General features: G+C 71.3%; 20 protein-coding genes. 7 read left to right on the plus strand and 13 right to left on the minus strand.

Annotation, left to right across the window (positions count from 1 at the left end; all coding sequences use genetic code 11):
- Positions 1–4 precede the first annotated feature (4 nt).
- The 3 genes from BLT28_RS18635 (at position 5) to BLT28_RS18645 (ending at position 4,412) form a co-directional block, all read left to right on the plus strand.
- On the plus strand, positions 5–1,261 hold the full coding sequence (locus BLT28_RS18635) for a thiolase family protein (protein WP_197684051.1): 1,257 nt from the start codon (positions 5–7) through the stop codon (positions 1,259–1,261).
- Positions 1,258–3,381: a 3-hydroxyacyl-CoA dehydrogenase NAD-binding domain-containing protein gene (locus BLT28_RS18640; protein WP_231950823.1), complete on the plus strand. Its 2,124-nt coding sequence runs from the start codon at positions 1,258–1,260 to the stop codon at positions 3,379–3,381. Before BLT28_RS18635 ends, BLT28_RS18640 begins: the two co-directional genes overlap by 4 nt.
- A 263-nt stretch (positions 3,382–3,644) precedes the next feature.
- Entirely contained in the window at positions 3,645–4,412 is a 768-nt protein-coding gene (locus BLT28_RS18645; RefSeq protein WP_030430998.1) for an aminotransferase class IV, read from the plus strand.
- Here the strand turns inward: BLT28_RS18645 and BLT28_RS18650 are convergent.
- The 3 genes from BLT28_RS18650 to BLT28_RS18660 form a co-directional block, all read right to left on the minus strand.
- Entirely contained in the window at positions 4,409–4,846 is a 438-nt protein-coding gene (locus BLT28_RS18650; RefSeq protein ID WP_030430997.1) for a hypothetical protein, read from the minus strand. The genes BLT28_RS18645 and BLT28_RS18650 overlap by 4 nt on opposite strands.
- A 106-nt stretch (positions 4,847–4,952) precedes the next feature.
- Positions 4,953–6,095, minus strand: coding sequence for an aminotransferase class I/II-fold pyridoxal phosphate-dependent enzyme (locus BLT28_RS18655; RefSeq protein WP_030430996.1), 1,143 nt, complete (start codon positions 6,093–6,095; stop codon positions 4,953–4,955).
- Positions 6,092–6,694, minus strand: coding sequence for a helix-turn-helix transcriptional regulator (locus BLT28_RS18660; RefSeq protein ID WP_030430995.1), 603 nt, complete (start codon positions 6,692–6,694; stop codon positions 6,092–6,094). Before BLT28_RS18660 ends, BLT28_RS18655 begins: the two co-directional genes overlap by 4 nt.
- A gap of 128 nt (positions 6,695–6,822) precedes the next feature.
- Between BLT28_RS18660 and BLT28_RS18665 the strand changes: the two genes are divergently transcribed.
- Positions 6,823–7,170: a hypothetical protein gene (locus BLT28_RS18665; RefSeq protein WP_030430994.1), complete on the plus strand. Its 348-nt coding sequence runs from the start codon at positions 6,823–6,825 to the stop codon at positions 7,168–7,170.
- A gap of 6 nt (positions 7,171–7,176) precedes the next feature.
- Here BLT28_RS18665 and BLT28_RS18670 read toward each other — a convergent pair whose 3' ends face one another.
- The 8 genes from BLT28_RS18670 to BLT28_RS18705 all read right to left on the minus strand — a co-directional run bounded on the left by BLT28_RS18670 (position 7,177) and on the right by BLT28_RS18705 (position 16,983).
- Positions 7,177–8,310: a sensor histidine kinase gene (locus BLT28_RS18670; RefSeq protein ID WP_030430993.1), complete on the minus strand. Its 1,134-nt coding sequence runs from the start codon at positions 8,308–8,310 to the stop codon at positions 7,177–7,179.
- 148 nt (positions 8,311–8,458) lie between these two features.
- Positions 8,459–9,160 (minus strand): response regulator transcription factor, encoded by a 702-nt coding sequence (locus tag BLT28_RS18675; RefSeq protein WP_030430992.1) that lies wholly within the window; start codon positions 9,158–9,160, stop codon positions 8,459–8,461.
- A gap of 74 nt (positions 9,161–9,234) precedes the next feature.
- On the minus strand, positions 9,235–11,154 hold the full coding sequence (gene dxs, locus BLT28_RS18680; protein WP_030430991.1) for a 1-deoxy-D-xylulose-5-phosphate synthase: 1,920 nt from the start codon (positions 11,152–11,154) through the stop codon (positions 9,235–9,237).
- Positions 11,155–11,423: 269 nt separating this feature from the next.
- A complete protein-coding gene (gene ggh, locus BLT28_RS18685; RefSeq protein ID WP_322788484.1) occupies positions 11,424–12,809 on the minus strand; it encodes a glucosylglycerate hydrolase in 1,386 nt (461 codons plus the stop codon).
- Positions 12,806–13,897 (minus strand): ABC transporter ATP-binding protein, encoded by a 1,092-nt coding sequence (locus BLT28_RS18690; RefSeq protein WP_030430989.1) that lies wholly within the window; start codon positions 13,895–13,897, stop codon positions 12,806–12,808. The genes ggh and BLT28_RS18690 overlap by 4 nt, the downstream gene beginning before the upstream one ends.
- Before the next feature lie 35 nt (positions 13,898–13,932).
- Positions 13,933–14,775 carry a carbohydrate ABC transporter permease gene (locus tag BLT28_RS18695; RefSeq protein ID WP_030430988.1) on the minus strand — a complete coding sequence of 281 codons (843 nt, stop codon included), beginning with the start codon at positions 14,773–14,775 and terminating at the stop codon, positions 13,933–13,935.
- Positions 14,772–15,662 carry a carbohydrate ABC transporter permease gene (locus tag BLT28_RS18700; RefSeq protein ID WP_030430987.1) on the minus strand — a complete coding sequence of 297 codons (891 nt, stop codon included), beginning with the start codon at positions 15,660–15,662 and terminating at the stop codon, positions 14,772–14,774. Before BLT28_RS18700 ends, BLT28_RS18695 begins: the two co-directional genes overlap by 4 nt.
- A gap of 1 nt (position 15,663) precedes the next feature.
- Complete coding sequence (locus BLT28_RS18705) at positions 15,664–16,983, minus strand: ABC transporter substrate-binding protein (RefSeq protein WP_043812457.1); 1,320 nt, start codon at positions 16,981–16,983, stop codon at positions 15,664–15,666.
- Positions 16,984–17,061: 78 nt separating this feature from the next.
- On the opposite strand from BLT28_RS18705, the gene BLT28_RS18710 reads away from it, so the two are divergent.
- Complete coding sequence (locus BLT28_RS18710; protein WP_052407598.1) at positions 17,062–18,246, plus strand: ROK family protein; 1,185 nt, start codon at positions 17,062–17,064, stop codon at positions 18,244–18,246.
- A gap of 31 nt (positions 18,247–18,277) precedes the next feature.
- Here the strand turns inward: BLT28_RS18710 and BLT28_RS18715 are convergent, their stop codons facing one another.
- A complete protein-coding gene (locus BLT28_RS18715) occupies positions 18,278–19,480 on the minus strand; it encodes a class I SAM-dependent RNA methyltransferase (RefSeq protein WP_156051182.1) in 1,203 nt (400 codons plus the stop codon).
- A complete protein-coding gene (locus BLT28_RS18720) occupies positions 19,464–21,494 on the minus strand; it encodes an APC family permease (RefSeq protein WP_030430984.1) in 2,031 nt (676 codons plus the stop codon). Before BLT28_RS18720 ends, BLT28_RS18715 begins: the two co-directional genes overlap by 17 nt.
- Before the next feature lie 143 nt (positions 21,495–21,637).
- Between BLT28_RS18720 and BLT28_RS18725 the strand changes: the two genes are divergently transcribed.
- Positions 21,638–22,303: a potassium channel family protein gene (locus BLT28_RS18725; RefSeq protein ID WP_030430983.1), complete on the plus strand. Its 666-nt coding sequence runs from the start codon at positions 21,638–21,640 to the stop codon at positions 22,301–22,303.
- Entirely contained in the window at positions 22,303–22,959 is a 657-nt protein-coding gene (locus BLT28_RS18730) for a potassium channel family protein (protein WP_030430982.1), read from the plus strand. The genes BLT28_RS18725 and BLT28_RS18730 overlap by 1 nt, the downstream gene beginning before the upstream one ends.
- The last annotated feature ends 41 nt before the right edge of the window (positions 22,960–23,000 follow it).

The raw sequence follows: 23,000 nt of genomic DNA on the forward strand, positions 1-23,000 counted from the left end.
CGCCGTGGCCGCACCTGCCACCGCGGGGCGCGCCGTTCGGGACGTGGTCTTCGTCGACGGCGTGCGCACGCCGTTCGGCAAGGCCGGTCCGAAGGGCATGTACGCCGAGACCCGCGCCGACGACCTCGTCGTCAAGGTCATTCGCGAACTGCTGCGGCGGCACCCGGAGCTGCCGCCGGAGCGCGTGGACGAGGTGGCCATCGCCGCCACGACGCAGATCGGCGACCAGGGCCTGACCATCGGCCGGACCGCCGCGCTGCTGGCCGGTCTGCCGCGCTCGGTGCCCGGCTACGCCATCGACCGGATGTGCGCGGGCGCGATGACCGCGGTGACCTCGGTCGCGGGCGGGATCGCCTTCGGCGCCTACGACGTGGGCATCGCGGGCGGCGTCGAGCACATGGGCCGCCACCCGATGGGCGAGGGCGTCGACCCCAACCCGCGCTTCCTGGCCGACCGGATCGTGGACACCTCCGCGCTGGTCATGGGCCAGACCGCGGAGAACCTGCACGACCGCTTCCCGCACATCTCCAAGGAACGCGCCGACCGCTACGCGGCCGCCTCCCAGGCGCGCTACGACGAGGCGCACCGGGCCGGGAAGATCGCCGCGGACCTGGTCCCGGTGGCCACCCGCTCCGCCGAGACCGGCTGGGGTCTCGCGGGCGCCGACGAGCCGCCGCGCCCCGGCACCACCGTGGAGACCCTGGCCTCGCTGAAGACCCCGTTCCGGCCGCACGGCCGGGTCACCGCTGGCAACGCGGCCGGGCTCAACGACGGCGCCACCGCGTGCGTGCTGGCCGACGAGGCCACCGCCCGCGAGCTGGGCCTGCCGGTGGGCATGCGGCTGGTCGGCTACGCCTTCGCGGGCGTCGACCCGGAGGTCATGGGCGTCGGGCCGGTCCCGGCGACGGAGAAGGCGCTGGAGCGCACCGGGCTGTCGATCGAGGACATCGGCCTGTTCGAGGTCAACGAGGCCTTCGCGGTGCAGGTGCTGGCCTTCCTGGACCACTTCGGCATCGCCGACGACGACCCCAGGGTCAACCCGTGGGGCGGCGCGATCGCCTGCGGTCACCCGCTGGCCTCCTCGGGCGTGCGGCTGATGACCCAGCTCTCGCGGCACTTCGCCGAGCGCCCCGACGTGCGCTACGGCATCACCACCATGTGCATCGGCATCGGCATGGGCGGGACCGTCATCTGGGAGAACCCGCACTGGAAGAGTGAAGAGTCGCTTGCGGGCTCGAACATCGAGGGAGCGGGCAAGTGACCGAAACGTCGACCATCACCGCTGCCGGGGTCACGGCCGTCGCCGACCCGGAAGAGGTCGTCACCAAGGCCGTCACCAAGTTCGTCACCGTGCCGGGCCTCGACGGCAGGCTCGCGCTGATCACCCTGGACAACGGCTTCGACCACACCAAGCCGTCCACCTTCGGCCCCGGCGGGCTGGCCAGCCTGGACGCCGCGCTGGACGAGGCGTTCGCGGGTGACCCGGCCGCGATCGCGGTCACCGGCAAGCCCTTCGTCTTCGCCGTCGGCGCGGACCTGACGGGCGTCGTCAAGGTCGAGGGCCGGGAGCAGGCGCTGGCGATCGGGCGGCTCGGGCACGCGGTGTTCCGCCGCCTGCGCGACTCCTCGGTGCCGACCTTCGCGTTCGTCAACGGCGCCGCCATGGGCGGTGGCCTGGAGATCGCGCTGCACTGCCACTACCGGACCGTCTCCTCCAACGCCGCGGCGATCTCGCTGCCGGAGTGCTTCCTGGGCCTGGTCCCGGGCTGGGGCGGCACGCAGCTGCTGCCGAACCTGATCGGCCCGGACAAGGCCGTGACGGTGGTCCTGGAGAACGCGCTCAACCAGAACAAGATGCTCAAGCCGAAGCAGGCCAAGGAACTCGGCATCTTCGACGAGCTGTTCGACTCGGCCGACTACCTCGAGCAGTCGCTGCTGTGGGCGGCGCGCGTGGCCTCCGGCGCCGTCACCCCGGAGCGGCCGGAGATCGACCGCGGCGCGGGCTGGGACGCTGCTCTGGCGCGCGGCAGGGCGATCGTGGACGGCAAGACCCGCGGCGCGGCCCCGGGCCCGTACAAGGCGCTCGAGCTGCTGGAGCTGGCTCGCGAGAACGACCTCGACCGTGGTTTCGCCGCCGAGGACGAGGCGCTGGCCGACCTGCTGATGACCGACGAGCTGCGTGCCGGGCTGTACTCGTTCAACCTGGTGCAGAAGCGGGCCAAGCGGCCGGTCGGCGCTCCGGACAAGAGCCTGGCCCGCCCGGTGACCAAGGTCGGCGTCGTGGGCGCGGGCCTGATGGCCGGGCAGATGGCGCTGCTGTTCGCGCGGCGCCTGCACGTGCCCGTGGTGCTGACCGACATCGACCAGGCCCGCCTGGACAAGGGCGTCGGCTACGTGCACGACGAGGTCGACAAGCTGCTCGGCAAGGGCCGCGTGTCGCCGGACGAGGCCAACCGGCTCAAGGCGCTGGTGACCGGCTCGCTGGACAAGGCCGCCTTCGCCGACGCGGACTTCGTGATCGAGGCCGTCTTCGAGGACCTGGCCGTCAAGCAGCAGGTGTTCGCGGAGCTGGAGGAGCACGTCTCCGCCGAGTGCGTGCTGGCGACCAACACCTCCTCGCTGTCGATCACCGAGATGGCCTCGAAGCTGGCGCACCCGGAGCGGGTCGTCGGTTTCCACTTCTTCAACCCGGTCGCGGTGATGCCGCTGCTGGAGATCGTGCGCGCCGACCGGACCGACGACGCCACGCTCGCCACCGCCTTCGCCACCGGCAAGCAGCTGAAGAAGTCCAGCGTGCTGGTCAAGGACGCGCCGTCGTTCGTGGTGAACCGGCTGCTCACCCGCTTCATGGGCGAGGTCCTGCGCTCGGTGGACGAGGGCACCCCGTTCGAGGTGGCGGACAAGGCGACCGAGCCGCTCGGCCTGCCGATGAGCCCGCTGATCCTGCTGCAGCTGGTGGGCCCCGCGGTGGCGCTGCACGTGTCGGAGACCATGCACGCGGCGTTCCCGGACCGCTTCGCCGTCAGCGAGAACATGAAGGCGTTCGTGGCCGCGGGCAAGAAAGCCGTGTGGCAGTGGGACGCGCGGGGCAACCAGACCGTCGACCCCGAGGTCGCGGCGCTGTGGAAGCTCGGCGACACCCCGCTGACCGGTGAGCAGGTCAAGACGCGGGCGCTGGAGGCGCTCGCCGAGGAGATCAAGCTCATGCTGGACGAGGGCGTCGTGGCCGAGGCCCAGGACATCGACCTGTGCATGATCCTCGGCGCGGGCTGGCCGTTCTGGCTCGGCGGCATCACCCCGTACCTGGACCGCTCCGGCATCTCGGAGAAGGTCACCGGATCGCGCTTCCTCGCCCCCGGCGTGGCCAGCGTCCCGGCGTAGGACCCGTCCCCCGCGCGAGAGCCCGGTCCGCCTGGTCGGACCGGGCTCTCGCGTTACGCTGACCAGGTCATGACTGGGACCGGGACAACCTCTCCGGCCGACCGGCTCGCGCGTTGTGCTGCCCGGAGTCGCGACGGCCATTCCGTGGTCACCAGCGCGGATCTGCGGTTGCGAGAGGTCCCGCTGCTGAACCGCACTGACACACCGGTGACCACCACGCCCTTCGCGGTGTCCACCGATCTCACCGAGCTGGGGTGAACGAGATGGACGCGGCACGGACGATCGCGGTCTTCAACTACGGCCACTTCACGTCGATGCGGGCGGAGAACGGCCGGATCCGCGGGCTGGGGCTGCACCTGGAGCGGCTGGACCACGACGCCCGGCTGGTGTTCGGCGAGGGCATGGACGCGGAGGCAGTCAAGGCGGCTGTCCGCGCGGAACTGGGTGATCGCACCGATCCGGTGAACGTCAGGGTGAACGTGTTCTCCCCCGACGTGATGATGTCCACTTTGGACACGATCGTGACTCCGACGACGTTGGTCACGGTGCGACCGGCGGCACCGTGGCCGGACAGCGCCATGCGGGTCAGATCCGTCGTGTACGAACGGGATCTGCCGCAGGTGAAGCACGTCGGCACGTTCGGCCTGCTGTTGCAGCGGAGGCTGGCCCGGCTCGCGGGCCACGACGACGCGCTGTTCGTCAACCGCTCGGGCCACATCTCCGAGGGCACGGTGTGGAACGTCGGCTTCTACGACGGCTCGCGCGTTGTGCTGCCCGCGGCGCCCGCGCTGCCCGGGGTGGCGCTCCAGTTGGTGCGCAAGGGTTTGCAGCGTCTCGGCGTGCCGGTGGAGACCCGGCTGCTGACGTTGTCGGACCTGCCGGGTTTCCGGTCGGCCTTCGCGACCAACGAGGCCATCGCCACGCAGCCGATCGCCGCGGTGGACGAGGTGGAGTTCACTGTGGACGACGAGCTGAACTCGTTGCTCCGCCGGGCCTACCTCAGCAACCCGGCGGAGCCGCTGGAGCCCTAGAAACGAAGGTTGACCCAGAGGTTGAGGCTGGCGAAGACGTTCAGCGTGCCGGTGCCGCACAGGCGGACCGAGACGTAGGCCGACGCCGCGACGAACAGGCCGCCCCGGCTCTGCACCGGAACGGTGACCTTCCACTTCTTCTTGCCCGCGGCGCGCTCGGCGGCGGAGCACTGCAGGCCCTGCCCCTTGCCCTTGCCCTGCGCGCTGCCCTTGTCGGACTTCTGGTCGACGTCGACGAGGACGTCCACCGCGGTGTCGCCCTTGCAGTCGTAGGTGCCCTCGATCATCGCGGCGGCGCCGCCCTTGACGAGCTTCGCCTCCTTGGTGACCTCGATCGAGGCGGGCGGTGCGGCGACGGCCGCCGGGGCGGCGGCACCGGCGAGGGCGAGCCCGAGCGCTCCGGCCACGAGGGTCCGGGTCATCTTCGTGATCATGGCGGGAAGCCTGGAGTGCGGCGGGGTGAAGGGCAACCAGGCTCACCCTGTCGGGGATCACGCATGCGGGTGGTGGCGCGGGGTCCGGCGAGCACCCGCCGCACGTCTAGCCGCGGGCACCTCTCCGGCGCAACCACTCCGAGAACGCGGCGAGCGCGGGCTCCGGATCGGACCGCCCGAAGCCGATGCGGAAACGGTCGACAGGAGTCGGGGTGAGCTCCGAGGCGAAGATGGTGGAGGGCACCAGCAGCACGCCGGTCTCCTCGACGAGCCGACCGCAGAACTGCTCGATCTCTTCCCCGCCAAGGTATCGCGGGAACGCGACGCAACCGCCGTCCGGCGCGGACCACTCGAAGAGCCCGGCGAACTCCGCGAAGAAGTCCCCGAAGATCCGGAGGTTCTTCGTCACCAACTCCCGGTTCCTGGCCAGCAGACGATCGCGGGCCTTGATGGCGATGCGGGCGAGCACCTCGCTCGGCGCGCTGGTGCAGATCGTCGTGTAGTGCTTGGCGAGCTCCAGCCGGGCGAGGATGTCCTTGTCCCGGCAGGCGATCCAGCCGACGCGCAAGCCCGGCAGGCCGAGCGCCTTCGAGGTCACGCCGAGGGAGATCGCGCGCGGCGACAGGTCCGCCGCCTGCGCCAGGGTGCGCGCCGGGTCGAGTTCCAGTCCACGGTGGACCTCATCGCTGAACAGCACGATGCCCCGCTCGTCGCACATCCGGACCACTGCGGCGAAGTCCTTGTGCGACAACAACTTCCCGGTCGGGTTGTTGGGGAAGTTGACGTACACCACGCGGGTGTTCGGCCGCAGCGCGGCGGTCAGCTCGTCGAGGTCGAGCGCCCAGTCCCGCTCAGGGCGCAGAGCCACACCCGTGACCTCGCACAGCGACAGCGCGATCGTCTCGGCCGACTGGTAGCACGGCGTCACGACGACGGCGTGGTCCTCGGGGCCGAGCAGCACCTGGAGCCCGAGCAGCACGCCCTCCTGCGCACCGGCGAAGGTGATCACGTCCTCGGCGTCCACCTGCTCGAAGGTGTCCGCGATCGCCTTGCGCAGCAACGGGTCCCCGAACGTCTGCGTGTAGCCGAGGTCCAGGTTTTCCCACGCGGCGCGGTCCTCATCGTCGGCCATCGCGACCAGATCGGCCATCGACGTGGTCTGCGCGTCGGAGGCGCTGAGGTGGTAGCGGGCGGTGAACTCCCACTTCGAGAAGAACGCTTCGAGCTTGAAGGCGGGCAACGTGGTCACGGCTTCTCCCCACGAACTTCGGCCAGCAGGGCGTAGACGGTGGAACGGGACACCTTCAGCGCCCGCGCGACCTCGGGTGCGGCACGACGGACGGCGAAGACCCCCGCGCTGTCCAGTTCGGACAGAACGGCGACGCGGTCGGATTTGCCCCACCGGTCCACCGGGCCGCGCAGCCGCACCGCCGAGCCCACGGCCTGGTTCACGCGGTCGAACCAGTCGTGCTCGAACAACGGCTCCGGCCTCAGCGCCACCGGCGCGGCGAAGGCGGACAGCAGCGCGGCGGCCTGCTCGAACGGCCCGCGGTCGAGGTTGACGCACAGCACCGCGTCCGGATCGCGCAGGATCGCGGTCACCGACGTCAGCGCCCGCCCGTCGGCGAGCACCTTGGGGTACGGCCCGAGCACCCCGTCCGTCCCGGGCTCCACCTCGTCCAGCTCCCCGAGCAGCGACGGGTCCCCCGCCGCACGCCCGGAGAACGGGTTCCACACGGCGAGCACCACGTCCTCGGCCGGATCGTGCAGCACCACCTCGGCGTGAGGGCTCAGCAACGCGGCGACCGCCGCGCACACCGGCCCGTACCGCTCCACCCGCTCGTCCATTGCCTGGACACTACGTCCAGATCAGACACTTTGTCCATACAGCGCGTGTATCGGCGGTGGACCGGCCGCACGCACAGTGTCTTCGCGGGTGGACAACGGTTCACCGAAACCGACGACTGGGGACGACCATGAACACGAAGACGCGCGTCATCGCCGGAACCCTCGCCCTCGCGGCCTGCCTCGGAGCGTGGACGCCGCTGGCGAACGCCGCCACGCCCGCTCCGGCCGCTGCGCCCGCCACGGTCGAGGTCGGCACCGAGGGCATCGGCACGGCGATCAGGGCGATCATCACGTTGCTGAAGAAGAAGGGCCCGAATGTCTGGAACGCCTGCGTATCGGCCGTTCGCGCTGGCTGGGCGGCGTTCAAGAAGTGGTACGACGACCTGCCGTGGGTGGTGAAGGCCGCCATCCGCGCGGTGTCCCCGGGCCTGACGGTCTACGAGATCTACCAGGGGCTGCGCGAGGCCATCGGCTAGGCCGCACTAGAGCGTGGCGGTGGCGGTGGGCAGGTCGACGCGGACCGCCAGCCCACCGCCCACCACGGGCTCGGCCTGGACGTCGCCACCGTGCGCGTTGACCACCGCGCGGACGATGGACAGGCCGAGGCCGGCCCCGTGCTTGGCGGTCCTGGCCACTCCGCCGCGGCGGAAGGGCTCGAACAGCTCCGGGATCTGCGCCGGGGGCAGTTCGGGACCGGAGGAGGACACGGCCAGCCGGATGCGGCCGTCGCACTCGCCGACCGAGACCTTGATCCACCCGCCGTCGACGTTGTGCCGGACCGCGTTCTCCAGCAGGTTCCCGGCGACGCGCTCCAGCAGCGCCGGATCGCCGACCACCAGCTCCGGACGGGTGTCCATGGTGACGTCGAGGCCGCGCTGCGCCGCCTCCGCGCGGACCGCGTGCCAGGCGCTGGTGACCAGCACGGTCAGGTCGACCGCCTCGCGCACGGCCAGCCCGCCGCCGTCGGTGCGGGCGAGCAGCAGCAGACCCTCGACCAGCTGCTCCGCGCGCAGCGTCGCCTGGCGGACCACCCCGGCCATCCGGCGCAGTTCCTCGGTGTCGGCGCTCGGGTCGGACAGCGTCACGTCCAGCTCCGTGCGCACCACGGCCAGCGGCGTCCGCAGTTCGTGCGAGGCGTTGGCAACGAAGCGCCGCTGCGCCTCGAAGGACGCCTGGAGCCGGTCCAGCATCTCGTCGAAGGTGTCGGCGAGATCGGCGACCTCGTCACGCGGACCGGTCAGCTCGATGCGCTCCCCGAGCGACTCCGCGGACAGCCGCCGGGCCGCGTGGGTGACCTCGTGGAGCGGCCGGAGCACGCGGTCGCTGACCGTCCACACGAGCAGGGCCGTCGCCGCGACCACGCACAGGAACGCCATCACCCCGGCGTCGAGGACTTCCTCACGGGCGCGGTCGCGCAGCAGCGCGGAGAACTGCTCGGCGTCCAGCTCGGTGCCCTGCACCGTGACCGTGGAGCCCGCGGGCAGGCTCGGCGCGGCGCCGACGACGTTGCCCACCAGCATCCAGCCCAGCCACAGCAGCAGCGCGCTGACGCCTGCCACGAGGACCGTGGCGAGCAGGGTGAGCCGGACCCGCAGTCCTGGACCTCGACGACGCATGACCTCTCTCAGCCTCACCGCGCGGGGGTGTGACCGCCTTCAAGTCCCACCGACCCCGACCGGCCCCGGTCCTCGCCCGGGTTCGCCGTCGTCGGCGACCGCGGGGTGCGCCGTACTTGAAGACACCCGGACCCGGTGACCGGCCCGGTCACCGCGCCTGGTCGTGGCCGGTGGCCCCCGCCGCCTGGGCCGCGTCCGGCACCCGGTAGCCGGAGCCGACCACGGTGTCGATGATGCCAGGCTCGCCGAGCTTCTTGCGCAGGGTCATCACGGTCACCCGCACCGTCGTGGTGAACGGGTCGGCGTTCTCGTCCCAGACCCGCTCCAGCAGTTCCTCGCTGCTGACCACCTTGCCGCCCGCCGAGAGCAGCACCTCCAGCACGCCGAACTCCTTGCGGGTCAGCTCGATCGGCTTGCCGGAGCGGGTGATGCGGCGCTTGGCCGGGTCCAGCACGAGGTCGCCCGCGGTGAGCACCGGCGGCGTCGCCGGGGTGGCGCGGCGGCCCAGCGCCCGCACCCGCGCGACCAGCTCCGGGAAGGCGAAGGGCTTGGCGAGGTAGTCGTCCGCACCGAGGGACAGCCCGGCGACGCGGTCCTCCACCGCCCCGCTCGCGGTGAGCATCAGCACGCGGCTCAGCGCGTCGGAGCCCACGATCACCCGGCACAGCTCGTCGCCGGACATGCCCGGCAGGTCGCGGTCGAGCACCACGACGTCGTAGCGGGTGACGCTGACCTTCTCGTGACCGGACTCACCGTCGTAGGCGACATCGACCGCCATGCCCTCGCGGCGCAGTCCGCGCGCGATCGCGTCGGCAAGCGGTTGTTCGTCCTCTACCACCAGGATTCGCACGCCGTCCACGGTGCCACAGGTCCGACCACAGAGGACCGCCCGGAGCTTCGAATTCGAACCTCCGGGCGGACTTCTCATGACTTCTTCAGTTTCGGCACCGGGATCTCGGCGTCCTCGGGCACGTACTCCGACGCCCACTCGGTGACCTTGCGGGCGACGTCCTGCGCGGTGAGGCCGAGCTCGGCGAGGACCTGGTCGCGCGAGGCGTGGTCGAGGAACCTGTTGGGAATGGCCAGATCCCGCATGGGCATGACCAGTCCGGCGTCGCGCATCGCGGCGGCCAGCGCCCAGCCGAAGCCACCGTGGCGGCCGCAGTCCTCGACCGTGACCACCATCCGGTGCTCCGCGGCCAGCTCGACCAGCTCCTCCGGGACCGGGGTCACCCAGCGCGGGTCGACCACGGTCACACCGATGCCCTGGTCGGACAGCCTGCGCGCGGCGTCCACCGCCAGCTCGCCGAAGGCGCCCACCGCGACCAGCAGCACGTCGTCGCCCTCGTCGGCGGACGGGCGGTGCAGCACGTCGACGACACCCCGGCGCTCGAGTGCCGGGACCTCCTGGATCACCGCGCCCTTGGGGTAGCGCAGCACGGTGGGCGCGTCCTTCACCTGGACCGCCTCGCGCAGCTGCTCCCGCAGGCTCACCGCGTCGCGCGGCACCGCGATCCGGATGCCCGGGATCACGCCGAGGATGGACAGGTCCCACATGCCGTTGTGGCTGGGGCCGTCCGAGCCGGTGACGCCCGCGCGGTCGAGCACCACGGTGACGCCCTGCTTGTGCAGCGCCACGTCCATCAGCAGCTGGTCGAAGGCGCGGTTGAGGAACGTCGAGTACACCGCGAAGACCGGGTGCACGCCGCCCATGGCCAGGCCGGCGGCGGAGGTCATCGCGTGCTGCTCGGCGATGCCCACGTCGTAGCAGCGCGTGGGGAAGGCCTGCGCGAACTTCTCCAGCCCGGTCGGGCCGAGCATGGCCGCGGTGATCGCCACCACGTCCTCGCGCTCCGCTCCGATCCGGACGATCTCGTCGGCGAACACCGAGGTCCAGCCGGGCTTGGCGACCTTGGTGGGCTGGCCGGTCGCCGGGTCGATCACGTCGATGGCGTGCATCTGCTCGGCCTCGTGGTTCTCGGCGTGCGCGTAGCCCATGCCCTTGCGGGTCACCGCGTGCACGATCACCGGGCCGCCGAAGGCCTTCGCCCGCTCCAGCGCCGCCTCCATGGCGACGATGTCGTGCCCGTTGACCGGGCCGAAGTACTTCAGTCCGAGGTCCTCGAACATCACCTGCGGGCTGAGCGCGTCCTTGATGCCGCGCTTGGCCGCGTGCAGCGCCGCGTACACCGGCTTGCCGACCACCGGCATGTTCTGCAGCGTGCGCTTGCCGTCCTCCAGCAGCTTCTCGTAGCCGGGGCGCAGCCGCAGGGTCGCCATGTGGTCGGCGAACCCGCCGATGGTCGGCGAGTACGAGCGGCCGTTGTCGTTGACGATGATCACCACGGGCCGGGTCTTGTCCCCGGCGATGTTGTTCAGCGCCTCCCAGCACATGCCGCCGGTGAGCGCGCCGTCGCCGACGACGGCCACCACGTGCCTGCGGGTGTCGCGCAGCTGGAACGCCTTGGCCAGGCCGTCGGCGTAGGACAGCACGGTGGAGGCGTGGCTGTTCTCGATGAAGTCGTGCTCGCTCTCGGCCCGCGACGGGTAGCCGGACAGGCCGCCCTTCTGCCGCAGCGCGCCGAAGTCCTGCCGCCCGGTGACGATCTTGTGCACGTAGGACTGGTGCCCGGTGTCGAACAGGATCGGGTCGTGCGGCGAGTCGAAGACGCGGTGCGCGGCCAGAGTCAGCTCCACGGCGCCCAGGTTCGGGCCGAGGTGGCCGCCGGTGCGGGAGACCTTGTCGACCAGGAAGGCCCGGATCTCCTCGGCGAGCGTCACCATCTCGTCGTGGGTCAGCCGTTTCAGATCAGCGGGTCCGCGCACGGAGTCGAGCAGCGTCACCGTTTCCCTCCTCCTGCCGTTGTCTTCCCGGCGCCATGTCCTGCGCGCCGACGGCAAGTCTACGGAGATGCGCGCGAATGCCTTCGGCCGATCGGGCGGCATTGGCGACTGGAGGGCTGATCTGCGGAAACCGCTCGCGGATATCTCCGGAGACCTCCCCATCGGCGCAGTTCACGTGATGGGGAACACAGCCGGACCGTATTCGGGACGGGCTCGGCCCCGATGCGCTGGGTGAATGCATCGGGGCCGATTTCACACGATCCGGCGTTTCAGCAGAGCCAATCGAGCACAACCGCCGCCGTCCAGGATTGGTCGAAGCTACCCAGCGGTTCCCCGGTCAGCGGATGGTAGTACTCGGCGAAGGCCCCGTCCGAGCACAGCCGCAGGCCCTCGACGCGGTGCCGCTCGGCCCGCTCCGCCCAGCCCCGCCGGGCGAAGGACCAGCCGAACAGCCAGCCCATCACCGGCCACTGCGGGCCGCGCCAGTACTGCCGCGGGCGGAAGGCGTCGTCGGCCGGCGAGGTGGAGGGCACCAGGGCCGCGGTCAGCTCCGGGTTCCCGCACCAGTCCGGTCCGTCCAAAATGGACAGAAGGGCGCGCTCGGCGGCGCGGTCGAGCCCGCCGCACAGCAGCGGGGCGAACCCGGCGATGGTGCGGGTGCCGATCCACGCCCCGGAGCGGAAGTCCCGGTCCCGCGCCAGGCCGGTCGCCGGGTCCACGGTGGCCGCGACGGCGGCGCGGGAGCGCCTCGCCCAGCCCCGCAGCGCCGCGATCTGCGTCGCCGGTTCGCCGAACTCCTCGCCGAGTTCGGCGAGCACGTCGCAGGCCACGGCGAAGATCGCGGTCAGGAACACGTCGCCGACCAGGAAGCTGGAGGTGGCCACGACCCGGTCGGGGTCGTAGCCGACCCGGCGCATCTCCTCGACCAGCCACAGGTAGCGGTCGTATTCCGCGTCCGAGGGCCGCATCCCGGCGTCGGCGACCAGCCGCAGGTCCCGCCGCACGTACGGCGGCAGGTCCGCGCCCGGCCGCACGCCCGCGTAGGCGGAGTCCCAGCGCGGCGAGTTGTCCATCCCGGACTCCCAGCCGTGCACCACCGCGAGCAGGCCCTCGCCGCCCGGGTCGCGGTGCTCGGCCAGCCAGCGGTGCCAGGCGTAGAGCTTCGGCCAGGACCGGCGCACGAAGCCCTCGGCCTCGCCCCGGTCCACCGCGCCGCCGCGGCGGGCGATCTCCAGCAGCCGCCCGACCGCGATGGCGTGCACCGGCGGCTGGCAGATACCGGAGGTCAGCGGATCGCGCGGGGCGTGCTTGCTGAGCTCGTGGGTGCCCCAGCGGTCCGGGCCGGGGAAGTACTCGTCGGCGCCGTCCTCGGTGAAGACGATGTGCGGCAGCATCCCGCCGCTCCACTGCGCGGCGAACAGGGTGTCCAGCTCGGCGACCGCGCGCCCGACGTCCAGGTGCGCGAGGCCGATCGAGATGAACGCCGCGTCCCAGCTCCACATGTGCGGGTACAGCCGGGGTGCCGCGGTGACCAGCGAGCCGGTGTCGTTGCCGCGCAACACGTACGCGGCTCGGGCGGCGAGCAGGTTGGGCGGCGGTTCCCGGCGGTCGGTCCGCGCGGTGGTGCGGTGGGCGGCCGGTGAAACAACGGTCACGAGGTCTCCAGCAGAAGGTGTGTTTCCGGGTCGTACCAGTGGCACTGGTCCGCGGGCAGGCTCAGCCGCAGGCGATCGCCCGCCTCCGCGCGGAAGCTCGGCGGCGCCTGCACCTTGAGCTGGTGCCCGGCCAGCGCGACCGTCAGCAGCACGGAGGACCCCAGGGGTTCGAAGACCTCCAGTTCGGCCGTGAGGCCTTCGGAGTGATGTGGAAAGTCAACCCCGAAGGCCTCCGGCCGGACGCCCAGGCGGAGTTGGCGGCCGGAGAATCCGCTCAGGGCGTCCGGGACGGGCACGCTGTGCGCGCCGAGGTCGAGCCGGAGACCGCCATCGCCGCCCGCGACGACGGTCCCGGTGAGGAAGTTCATCGGCGGGCTGCCGATGAAACCACCGACGAACTCCTCGGCTGGAAGGTCGTAGACGGTGGTCGGCGCGTCGCACTGGGCGATCCGGCCCTGGCGCATCACCGCGACGCGGTCGCCCAGCGACAGCGCCTCCACCTGGTCGTGGGTCACGTAGAGCGTGGTGGTGCCCAGCTCCGCGACGAGCTTCTTCAGCTCGGCACGGAAGGACAGCCGCAGCAGGGCGTCCAAATTGGACAGCGGCTCGTCCATCAGCAGGACCTCGGCGTCCATCACGATGGCCCTGGCGACCGCGACGCGCTGGCGCTGGCCGCCGGAGAGCTTGGCCGGGTAGCGGTCCAGGTACGGGGTGAGCTGGAGCAGGTCCGCCGCCCAGGCCACCTTCCGCTTGATCTCGTCGGGGTCCACACCGCGCATCCGCAGCCCGAACCCGATGTTGTCGCCGACCTTGCGGTGCGGGAACACCGCGTAGGACTGGAACACCATGGACAGGTTGCGCCTGCGCGGCTCCAGGTACGTGACGTCCCTGCCGCCGATGACGACCTGCCCGTCGTCGGGCAGCTCCAGGCCCGCGACCATGCGCAGCAGCGTGGTCTTGCCGCAGCCGGACGGGCCGAGCAGCACCATGAACTCACCGTCGGCGACGTGCAGGCTGACGTCGTCGGTGGCCCTGGTGGTGCCGCCGGGGTAGGTCTTGACCAGGTTGTGCAGTTCGATCTCGGCCATCGTGTGCTCTCGTCTCGGTGGGTCGGGCGCCCGGCTCAGCGCAGGGTGGTTCCCCACATGTTCAGCAGGTAGCGGCGCATCACGGCGATGAACAGCAGCGCGGGCAGGACCAGCACGAAACCGCCTGCGAAGCGGTAGGCGTTGGGCGAGTCCGCCAGCGAGGACAGCACCTGCGCGGGCAGGGTCCGGTGCCCCAGCGTCAGCACGGTCGCGCCGAGGACCTCGTTCCAGGACAACACGAAGGTGAACACCGAGGACGCGGCGAGCCCCGGCAGCGCCATGGGCAGCACGACGCGGCGCATCGCCTGTCCCGGGGTGCAGCCGAAGATCAGCGCGGCCTCCTCGACGTCCTTGGGGACGCCGACGAAGATGCTGGCGGTGATCAGGATCGTCGTCGGCAGCGCGAGCGCGGTGTGCACCAGCGTGACGGCGAAGACCGTGTCGTCGATGCCCACCCGGAGGAACATGGTGGCCAGCGGCACCGACAGCACGACGATCGGCAACGCGCGGACCAGCAGGATGAGCACCTGGTAGGCGTCGCGACCGCGGAAGGCGAAGCGGGAGACGGCATAGCCCGCCGGAGCGCCGAGCAGCAGCGACAGCACCACCGTGTACACCCCGGCCAGCACGGAGTTGCCGAACGCGGGCACCACCCCGGCGCCGCCGACGAAGCCCGCGATGCTCTCGGTGGAGAACTCGCTGGGCAGCAACGGTTTCGGGAACTCGGTGAGCGCGGCGCGGGAGGACAGCGCGGACAGCGCGATCAGCACGATCGGCAGCAGCATGAACGCCGAGATCGCGATGCAGGCGAGCTGGACCAGCACCCGCTGCCGCTTGCGCCTGCGCAGCGGGGCGAGGTCGACGGCCGGACGCGTCATCGGGGGCCTCCCGCCGAGGGCTGGCGCAACGCGCGCATGTAGAGGATCGCGGTCCCGAGCGAGAGCGCGAGGATCACCAGCGCGACCGCGCTCGCCACCGCCGGGTTCTGCAGGTTGACGTACCACTGGTAGGTCTCGCCCACCAGCAACGGGAAGTTGCGCCCGGTGAGCGCCTGGGCCACCGCGAACGCCTGCAGCGCGAGGATCGTCCGCAGGATGAGCGCGACCTGCAGGCTCGGCTTGAGCAGGGGCAGCGTGACGTACCGCAGCCGCTGCCACGCCGAGGCGCCGAAGACCTGGGCGGCCTCGTCGTAGTCCGGCGGCATCATCTGCACGCCCGCGACCACGATCACGAAGACCATCGACGTGGCCCGCCAGATCTCCGCCACCACGACCGCGAGCAGCATCGTGGTGGGGTTGTCGTAGTTCAGCCAGGCGATGCCGTTCTCCGACAGGCCCAGACCGATGAGCAGGGAGTTCAGGTAGCCGCGGTCGGCGAAGACGGTCAGCCACACCAGGCCGGCCGCGAGGTCGGAGATGGCCAGCGGGATGGCCCAGATGTAGAAGTGCAGCCCGCCGAACCTCGGCTTGGACTGGATCAGCAGCGTCATGCCGACCGCGAGCACGAGCTGGATCGGCACGACGATCACGATCAGCAGCAGGGTGTTCAGCAGCGCCTCGGTGAAGTACGGGTCGCCGAAGAGCCGTTCCCAGTTCGCCAGCGTGAAGGCCCCGCCCTCGCCCTGGAACGCGGCGAGCACGCCCTGCACCAGCGGCCAGCCGAACAGCAGCACCAGCAGCACGGTGGACGGGGCGAGCAACAACCACGGCGACATCCCCAGCCGCTTCGGTGCCTTCTCCACCGGTGTGCGCACAGCCGTGGTCATCTCACCTCACCTCGCAGATGCCGGTACCGCGCGGATCCGGTGCCCAGCAAGCAACCTTGGCGTCGGCGAGCAGCTGGTTGATCACGCGCGCCTGTGCGTCCACCGTGGACCGAGCGTTGCCACCCTTGAGCACGATCGTCTCGAAGCAGTCGCGGAAGACCTTGCTCAGCTCGCCCTCCCTGCTGCCGAGCCCGACCGGGGGCAGCGACAGCAGCGCGGCCTTGGACTCCCGCTGCCGGGCGACCGCGCCCGCCTCCATCCGGATCGCGGCAGGCAGGTCGTCCGGGATGGAGGTGCGCACCGTCGGGAAGAAGGCGTTGGCGCGCAACAGATCGACCTGCGTCTCGGCCTTGCTCAGCGCCGCGATCAGCCGCCGTGCCCGATCCTGGTCGGGCGCGCCCTTGGGAATGGCCAGCCCGGTCAGCACGGCCATGTACCCGCGCCCCTTCGGCCCGCGCGGGGCGGGCATCATCCGCCACTTGTCCGGTTCCCGCCTGGGCACGTTGACCAGCCGGGCGACGTGGTCCCACCCCATGGTGACCTCACCGGCCTCCATGGGCTCCTGCATCTGGGCGTAGTTGGTGCTGGCGGGCGCGCAGTTGCGCCACAGCTCGCGCATGTACTCCCAGGCGGTGACCGCCTCGGGGGAGCGGAACGTGGTGACCTGGCCACCGGTGAACGACGGCAGCAGGTAGCCCTGGAAGAACCGGTGCAGCAGCCCCTTCGGCCCGCCGGGCAGCCCCAGCGCGGGCCGGTTGCCGTTGGCGCGCCGCGCCGCGATCGCCCAGTCCAGCAGCTGGTCGTAGGTGAGGTCCTCCGCGTCGGCCCCCGGGGGCAGGTGCGCCAGCGCGTCCACGTGCGCGGCCAGCACGTAGCTCGCCTGCGCCCACGGCACGTACCAGGTCCGGTTCGTGCCCGCCCGTGCCAGCTCCAGGTACTCCGGCGGCCAGCCCAGCGAGCTGAAGTCGGAGACGATGTCGGTCAGGTCCTCGAGGTGGCTCGGCGCGAGCGGGGCGAGGTCGCCGTGCAGCCCGCCGATCACGCTCGCCCGGACCGCGCCCGCCTCGACCTGGCTGCGGACCTGGGTGACGAAGGGGCCCGGGTCGCTGGTGACGTAGCCGACGTCGCCGTCGAAGGCTTTGCGCAGCAAGGCGCGGAAGCGCTCCGCCTCGTCGAGCGGGGTGAACTGCGTCGACAGGAACGTCAGCCCCGACGTGCCGGAGGTGGCGAACCCGGTACAGCCGCCGAGCAGTGACGCGGTCCCCGTGACGAGCGCTCCGCGCAGCAGTGCCCGGCGGGACAGCCGGCCTGGTCCGGCCACAGTCACCTCCTTGTGACTCGTTCGCACCACTTCCGTCTAGATGCTAGACATAAGTGCGGGTGGCTCAAGATAGGTGGTGTGCAGGTCGACGTCAACGCCGCGGACAAGTTCCCAACGGGACCCGCCTCCCCCGGGCAGGTCCTGGAGACGCTGCGCAGGGGCGGCCCGATGACCCGGCAGGAGCTGCAGGCCAGGGTCGGGCTCTCGCGCGCCACCATGGTGGAACGGCTGGACGCGCTCGGCAGGCTGAGGCTGCTGCGCACCGTGGGCCACCAGGCCTCCAGCGGCGGTCGGCGGGCCGAACTGCTCGCCGCGGACGAGACCGGCCGCTGCGCCGTGGTCGCCGACATCGGCGTGAGCCACCTGACCGTCGCCGTCGCCGACCTCACCGCGAGCGTGCTCACGTGCCGCCGGGAACGCGTGCCCACGCGCCAGGAACCGGTCACCGTGCTGCGCCGCGTGCTGGAGCTGAGCCGGGAACTGCTCGAGAGCACCGGGCGCGCCGACGACTTCTGCGCGATGGCCGTGGGCGTGCCCGGCCAGGTCGACCCCACGTCCGGCTCGAACACCGCCCCGCCGACCATGCCCGGGTGGTCCGGCACGTGGGTGCACGACACGCTCTCCGCCCAGCTGGACGTGCCCGTGCTGGTGGAGAACGACGCCAACGCGCTGGCCTTCGGCGAACACCTCGCCGACGGGGCGCCGGAGACCACACTGCTCGGCGTGAAGGTCGCGACCGGTATCGGCAGCGGCGTGGTGCTCGGGCGCCGCCCCTACCGCGGCGTCACCGGCAGCGCGGGCGAGATAGGGCACATCAAGCTGGCAGGCCACGAGGAGCGGTGCGGCTGCGGGCGCACCGGCTGTCTCGCCGCCGTGGCCAGCGGCCGGGCCCTGGTCCGCCGTCTGCGCCCGAGCGGCGCGCGCACGCTGCTCGACGTGGTGCGGCAGGTGGAGCAGAACCGCCCCGAGGCGGTCGAACTGGTCGCCGAGGCGGGCAGGCTGCTCGGCGGCGTGCTGGCCACCGTGGTCAGCATCATCAACCCGCAGCAGCTCCGCCTCGGCGGCCCGATCGGCGCTCTCCCCCAGTTCGTCGACGCGGTCCGCGAGGCCGTGCTGGACGCCGCGCACCCGGTGGCCCTCCTCGGCCTGCGCGGCATCTCCCCCGCCCGGCTCGGCGATCAGGCCGCTCTGGTCGGCCTGGCGGGCCTGAGCGCCGACGCCGTCTTCGCCCCCACCGCCGTGGACGCCCTCATCACCGCCTGATCCTCCGGCACGTCGTTGGCAAGGAGGGAGCTCAGTCGGTGAAGAGGGCCACGCATTCGATGTGGTGGGTCATGGGGAACGCGTCGAACGCGCGGAGTGCGGCGAGGCGGTAGCCGTTGGCCGCGAAGTCCGCGACATCGCGCGCGAGGGCAGCGGGGTCGCAGGCGACGTGCACGACACGGCGAGGCGACTTGTCGCAGACGGCCTCCACCACCGCGCGACCGGCTCCCTTGCGGGGCGGGTCGAGCACAACGGCATCCGGCCACTGACCGTCCATTTCGGACGATCCGAGAACCCGCTCCACCTTGCCGCGCACGAACTTCACCTGCGGCAGGTCCGCCAAAGCACGACGGCCGGACTCCACCGCCTCCGTCGAGGTCTCCACGACGGTCACCGAACCGGTCGGCCCGACCCGCTCCGCGAGCGCGGCACCGAACAAGCCCACCCCGCCGTACAGATCCCAGACCGTGGCACCGGCAACGGTGTCGGCGAACTCCGTGACCACCGAGACCAGGGTGTCCGCGGCAGCGGGATGAACCTGCCAGAAACCATTGGCGTCCACCCGCCAATCGCGGCCCGCGGCGTGCTCCACGGCGGTCCCCGTGCCCATCGCGAGCCGAGGTTCCGCATCGCGCTGCAGCTCCGTCACGTGCACGGAGCCGTCACCGTCGTGCGTCACCTGGACCTCGGCGCCCGGTGTCCACTGCTGCTCCAGAACCTTCGGCAGCGCGCCGGGAACGGTGATCGGGCAGTCGTCGATCGGGATCACCCGATGGCTCCGCTGGCCGCGCAGCCCAGCCCGGCCGTCACGGTCCACCGCGAGCCGAACGCGGGTGCGCCAGCCGAGCGGACTCTCCGCCAGCGCCTCCACCTCGACGTCCCACTCCAAGCCCGCCAAGCGCTTCAGCTGCTCCTGGACCACCGAGGCCTTCAACGAGCGCTGAGCCGCGGGCGTGGCGTGTTGGAAGTCGCAACCCCCGCAACCTCCGGGAACCGCCACGGGGCAAGGCGGATCGACGCGATCCGCGGAAGGACGCAGCACCTCGACCGCGTCCGCGCGGCAGAACGAGCCGCCCTTGTCCTCGATGACCTCCGCGACCACCACCTCGCCCGGCAACGCGTGGCGCACGAAGAGAACGCGGTTGTCGTGCCGGGCGACGCAGTGGCCGCCGTGGGCGACCGCACCGACCTCGACTTCGATCCTGCGGCCGGTCCAGTCAGTTTTTGGTGTCACGCTGAGGATTCCTCGTAGATCGTTGTTCGCCGAGCCCACGTCGCACCGCGCCGGGGGCGACCACCGCGCGGTCGCGGACCCGCTGCGAGGACACCAGCTGCCACGGCACGCTGGTCACCATCACACCGGGCTGGAACAGCAGCCTTCCCTTGAGCCGCAACGCACTCTGGTTGTGCAGGACCTGTTCCCACCAGCGGCCGACCACGTACTCCGGGATGAACACCGTGACCACGTCGCGCGGGTTGTCGCTGCGGATGCGCTTCACGTAGTCCAGCACCGGCTTGGTGATCTCCCGGTAGGGCGACTCGATCACCTTCAGCGGCACCTTGATGTGCTCTTTTTCCCACTGGGTGACCAGTTTCCTGGTGTCGACGTCGTCGACGTTGACCGTGACCGCCTCCAGCACGTCCGGCCGCGTCGCCCGCGCGTAGGCCAGCGCGCGCATCGTCGGCAGGTGCAGCTTGGAGATCAGCACCACCGCGTGGTTGCGGGAGGGCAGCATCGCCTTGCCGACTGCGATCTCCGCGGCGGCCAGCTCCTCCGCGACGTGGTCGTAGTGCCTGCGGATACCGGTCATCAGCACGAAGACCGCTGCCATGGCGACGATCGCGATCCACGCGCCGAGGGTGAACTTGGTGATCAGCACGACCACCAGCACGACGCCGGTGATCGCCATGCCGAAGCCGCTGATCAGCCGGGACCGCAGGAGCCGCTTGCGGGCCGCCTCGTCGGTCTCCGAGGACAGCAGCCGGTTCCAGTGCCGCACCATGCCCGCCTGGCTCAACGTGAACGAGACGAACACGCCCACGGTGTAGAGCGGGATCAGCCTGCTGACCTCGGCCTCGTAGAGGATCACCAGCAGGATCGCGAACCCGGCGAGGAAGACGATGCCGTTGGAGAAGGCCAGCCGGTCGCCCCGGGTGTGCAGCTGGCGCGGCAGGTAGCGGTCCTGGGCCAGGATCGAGCCGAGCACCGGGAAGCCGTTGAACGCGGTGTTCGCCGCGAGCACCAGGATCAGGGCCGTCACGCCCGCGATGAAGAAGGCGCCGACCGGGAACTCGTCGAAGACGGCGTTGGCGATCTGCACCACCATCGTCTTCTGCTGGTAGCCCTCGGGCGCCCCGACCAGCTGCTCGGCCGGGTGCTCGGCCATCTTCACGCCGGTCAGCTGCGCGAGCACCACCAGGCCCATGAGCATGGTGACGGCGATGCCGCCCATCATCAGCAGCGTGGTGGCCGCGTTGCGGGACTTCGGCTTGCGGAAGGCGGGCACGCCGTTGCTGATCGCCTCGACGCCGGTCAGCGCCGCGCAGCCCTGGGTGAACGAGCGCAGGATCAGCATCCCGAAGGCCAGGCCCATCAGGTGGTCGTTCTCCGCCTTGAGCTCCAGGTGCGCGCTCTCGGCCACCATCTCCTCGCCGAAGACGAACCCGCGCAGCATGCCGAAGAGGATCATGAAGATCATCCCGAGCATGAACGCGTAGGTCGGGATGGCGAAGGCGCTGCCCGACTCGCGGACCCCGCGCAGGTTGACCGCGGTCAGCAGGACGATCGCCCCGACCGCGAAGGCCACCTTGTGCTGGGCGACGTAGGGGATGAGGGAGCCCAGGTTCGCCATCGCCGAGGAGATCGACACCGCGACGGTGAGGATGTAGTCGACCAGCAGCGCGCTGCCGACGGTGAGCCCGCCGTACCGGCCGAGGTTGACCATCGCCACCTCGTAGTCACCACCGCCGGAGGGGTAGGCGTGCACGTTCTGGCGGTAGCTGAACACCACGGTGAGCATCACCACAGCGACGGCGATGCCGATCCACGGCGCGAAGACGTAACCGGACAGGCCGGCCACCGAGAGGACGATGAAGATCTCCTCGGGCGCGTATGCCACGGAGGACAAGGCGTCGGAGGCGAAGACCGGCAACGCGATCCGCTTCGGCAGAAGCGTGTGCGAGAGCCGGTCGCTGCGGAACGGACGCCCCAGGAGGAGGCGCTTCGCCGCGGTAGCGAACTTGGACACGCGACGAAGGGTATTCGGTCCGCTCACCAAGACGGAGCAGCCGTAGGTAGGTTGAGTCCCGTCCGGGTGATTCGCCCGGATGAGGCGAGTGATGCGACGGAGGAAGCTACGGTGCGACAGCCGCGTCGGCAGGAGGGCACATCGTGCACGTGGTGATCATGGGCTGCGGGCGGGTCGGCTCGTCGCTGGCCAAGGGGCTCGAGCGGCTGGACCACTCCGTCGCCGTCATCGACAAGAACGCGCAGGCGTTCCGCCGCCTCGGCAGCGACTTCCACGGCCAGCAGGTGACCGGGATCGGCTACCACCGGCAGGTGCTCGTCGAGGCGGGCATCGAGCGGGCGGGCGCGTTCGCCGCGGTGTCCAACGGGGACAACTCCAACATCATCTCCGCCCGGGTGGCCAAGGAGACCTTCGGCGTCGAGCACGTCGTCGCCCGGATCTACGACCCGAAGCGGGCCGCGGTCTACGAGCGGCTGGGCATCCCCACGGTGGCCACCGTGCCGTGGACGACCGACCGGTTCATGCGGATGCTGCTGCCGGAGGGCACGGCGTCGGCGTGGCGGGACCCGTCCGGCACCGTCGCCGTGCTCCAGCTGCCGGTGCACGAGGACTGGGTGGGCCGCCCGGTCAGCGAGCTGGAGGAGGCGACCGGCGCGCGGGTGGCGTTCATCATGCGCTTCGGCACCGGCCTGCTCCCCCGGCCCGACTCCGTGGTCCAGGCCGATGACGCGATCTACGTGGCGGCGCTGTCCGGAACGGTGACCGAGGTCGCCAAGGCCGCGGCCGAGTCGCCGGAGGAGGGTCACTGATGCGCGTCGCCATCGCCGGAGCGGGCGCGGTGGGCCGGTCCATCGCCCACGAGCTCCTGGAGAGCAACCACCAGGTCATGCTGATCGAGCGGGACCGGGAGCACTTCGAGCCGCAGACCGTGGAGCAGGCGGAGTGGGTGCACGCCGACGCCTGCGAGCTGGCCTCGCTGGAGGAGGCCGGGATCGAGCTGTGCGACGTGGTGATCGCCGCGACCGGGGACGACAAGGTCAACCTGGTCGTGTCGCTGCTGGCGAAGACGGAGTTCGCCGTGCGGCGCGTCGTCGCCAGGGTCAACGACCCGCGCAACGAGTGGCTGTTCACCGAGGCGTGGGGCGTGGACGTCGCGGTGTCCACCCCGAGGATGCTGGCCGCGATGGTCGAGGAGGCCGTCACCGTCGGCGACCTGGTACGGCTGATGACGCTGCGGCAGGGCCAGGCGAACCTGGTCGAGGTCACGCTGCCGGAGCAGACCCCGCTGGCCGGGCGCACGATCGAGAGCCTCGACCTGCCCCGCAACGCCGCGCTGGTCACCGTGCTGCGCGGCGGCCGGGTGATCGTGCCCCAGGGCGACGACCCGCTGGAAGCCGGCGACGAGCTCCTGTTCGTGGCCACCGACGACGTCGAGGCCGACATCCGCTCCGCCCTCGGCTTCTGACCCGGCGCGGGGTTCCCCGGTCCTCTCGGAGCCCGGGGAAC

Source organism: Allokutzneria albata (assembly GCF_900103775.1).
In the GTDB taxonomy this organism is placed as follows: Bacteria; Actinomycetota; Actinomycetes; order Mycobacteriales; family Pseudonocardiaceae; genus Allokutzneria; species Allokutzneria albata.

Excerpts from the sequence above, each read along its gene's own strand:
- BLT28_RS18645 (WP_030430998.1), top strand. The coding sequence starts at position 3,645 with ATGGACGCGGCACGGACGATCGCGGTCTTCAACTACGGCCACTTCACG.
- BLT28_RS18650 (WP_030430997.1), bottom strand. The coding sequence starts at position 4,846 with ATGATCACGAAGATGACCCGGACCCTCGTGGCCGGAGCGCTCGGGCTC.
- BLT28_RS18660 (WP_030430995.1), bottom strand. The coding sequence starts at position 6,694 with ATGGACGAGCGGGTGGAGCGGTACGGGCCGGTGTGCGCGGCGGTCGCC.
- BLT28_RS18665 (WP_030430994.1), top strand. The coding sequence starts at position 6,823 with ATGAACACGAAGACGCGCGTCATCGCCGGAACCCTCGCCCTCGCGGCC.
- BLT28_RS18670 (WP_030430993.1), bottom strand. The coding sequence starts at position 8,310 with ATGCGTCGTCGAGGTCCAGGACTGCGGGTCCGGCTCACCCTGCTCGCC.
- BLT28_RS18690 (WP_030430989.1), bottom strand. The coding sequence starts at position 13,897 with ATGGCCGAGATCGAACTGCACAACCTGGTCAAGACCTACCCCGGCGGC.
- BLT28_RS18695 (WP_030430988.1), bottom strand. The coding sequence starts at position 14,775 with ATGACGCGTCCGGCCGTCGACCTCGCCCCGCTGCGCAGGCGCAAGCGG.
- BLT28_RS18700 (WP_030430987.1), bottom strand. The coding sequence starts at position 15,662 with ATGACCACGGCTGTGCGCACACCGGTGGAGAAGGCACCGAAGCGGCTG.
- BLT28_RS18730 (WP_030430982.1), top strand. The coding sequence starts at position 22,303 with ATGCGCGTCGCCATCGCCGGAGCGGGCGCGGTGGGCCGGTCCATCGCC.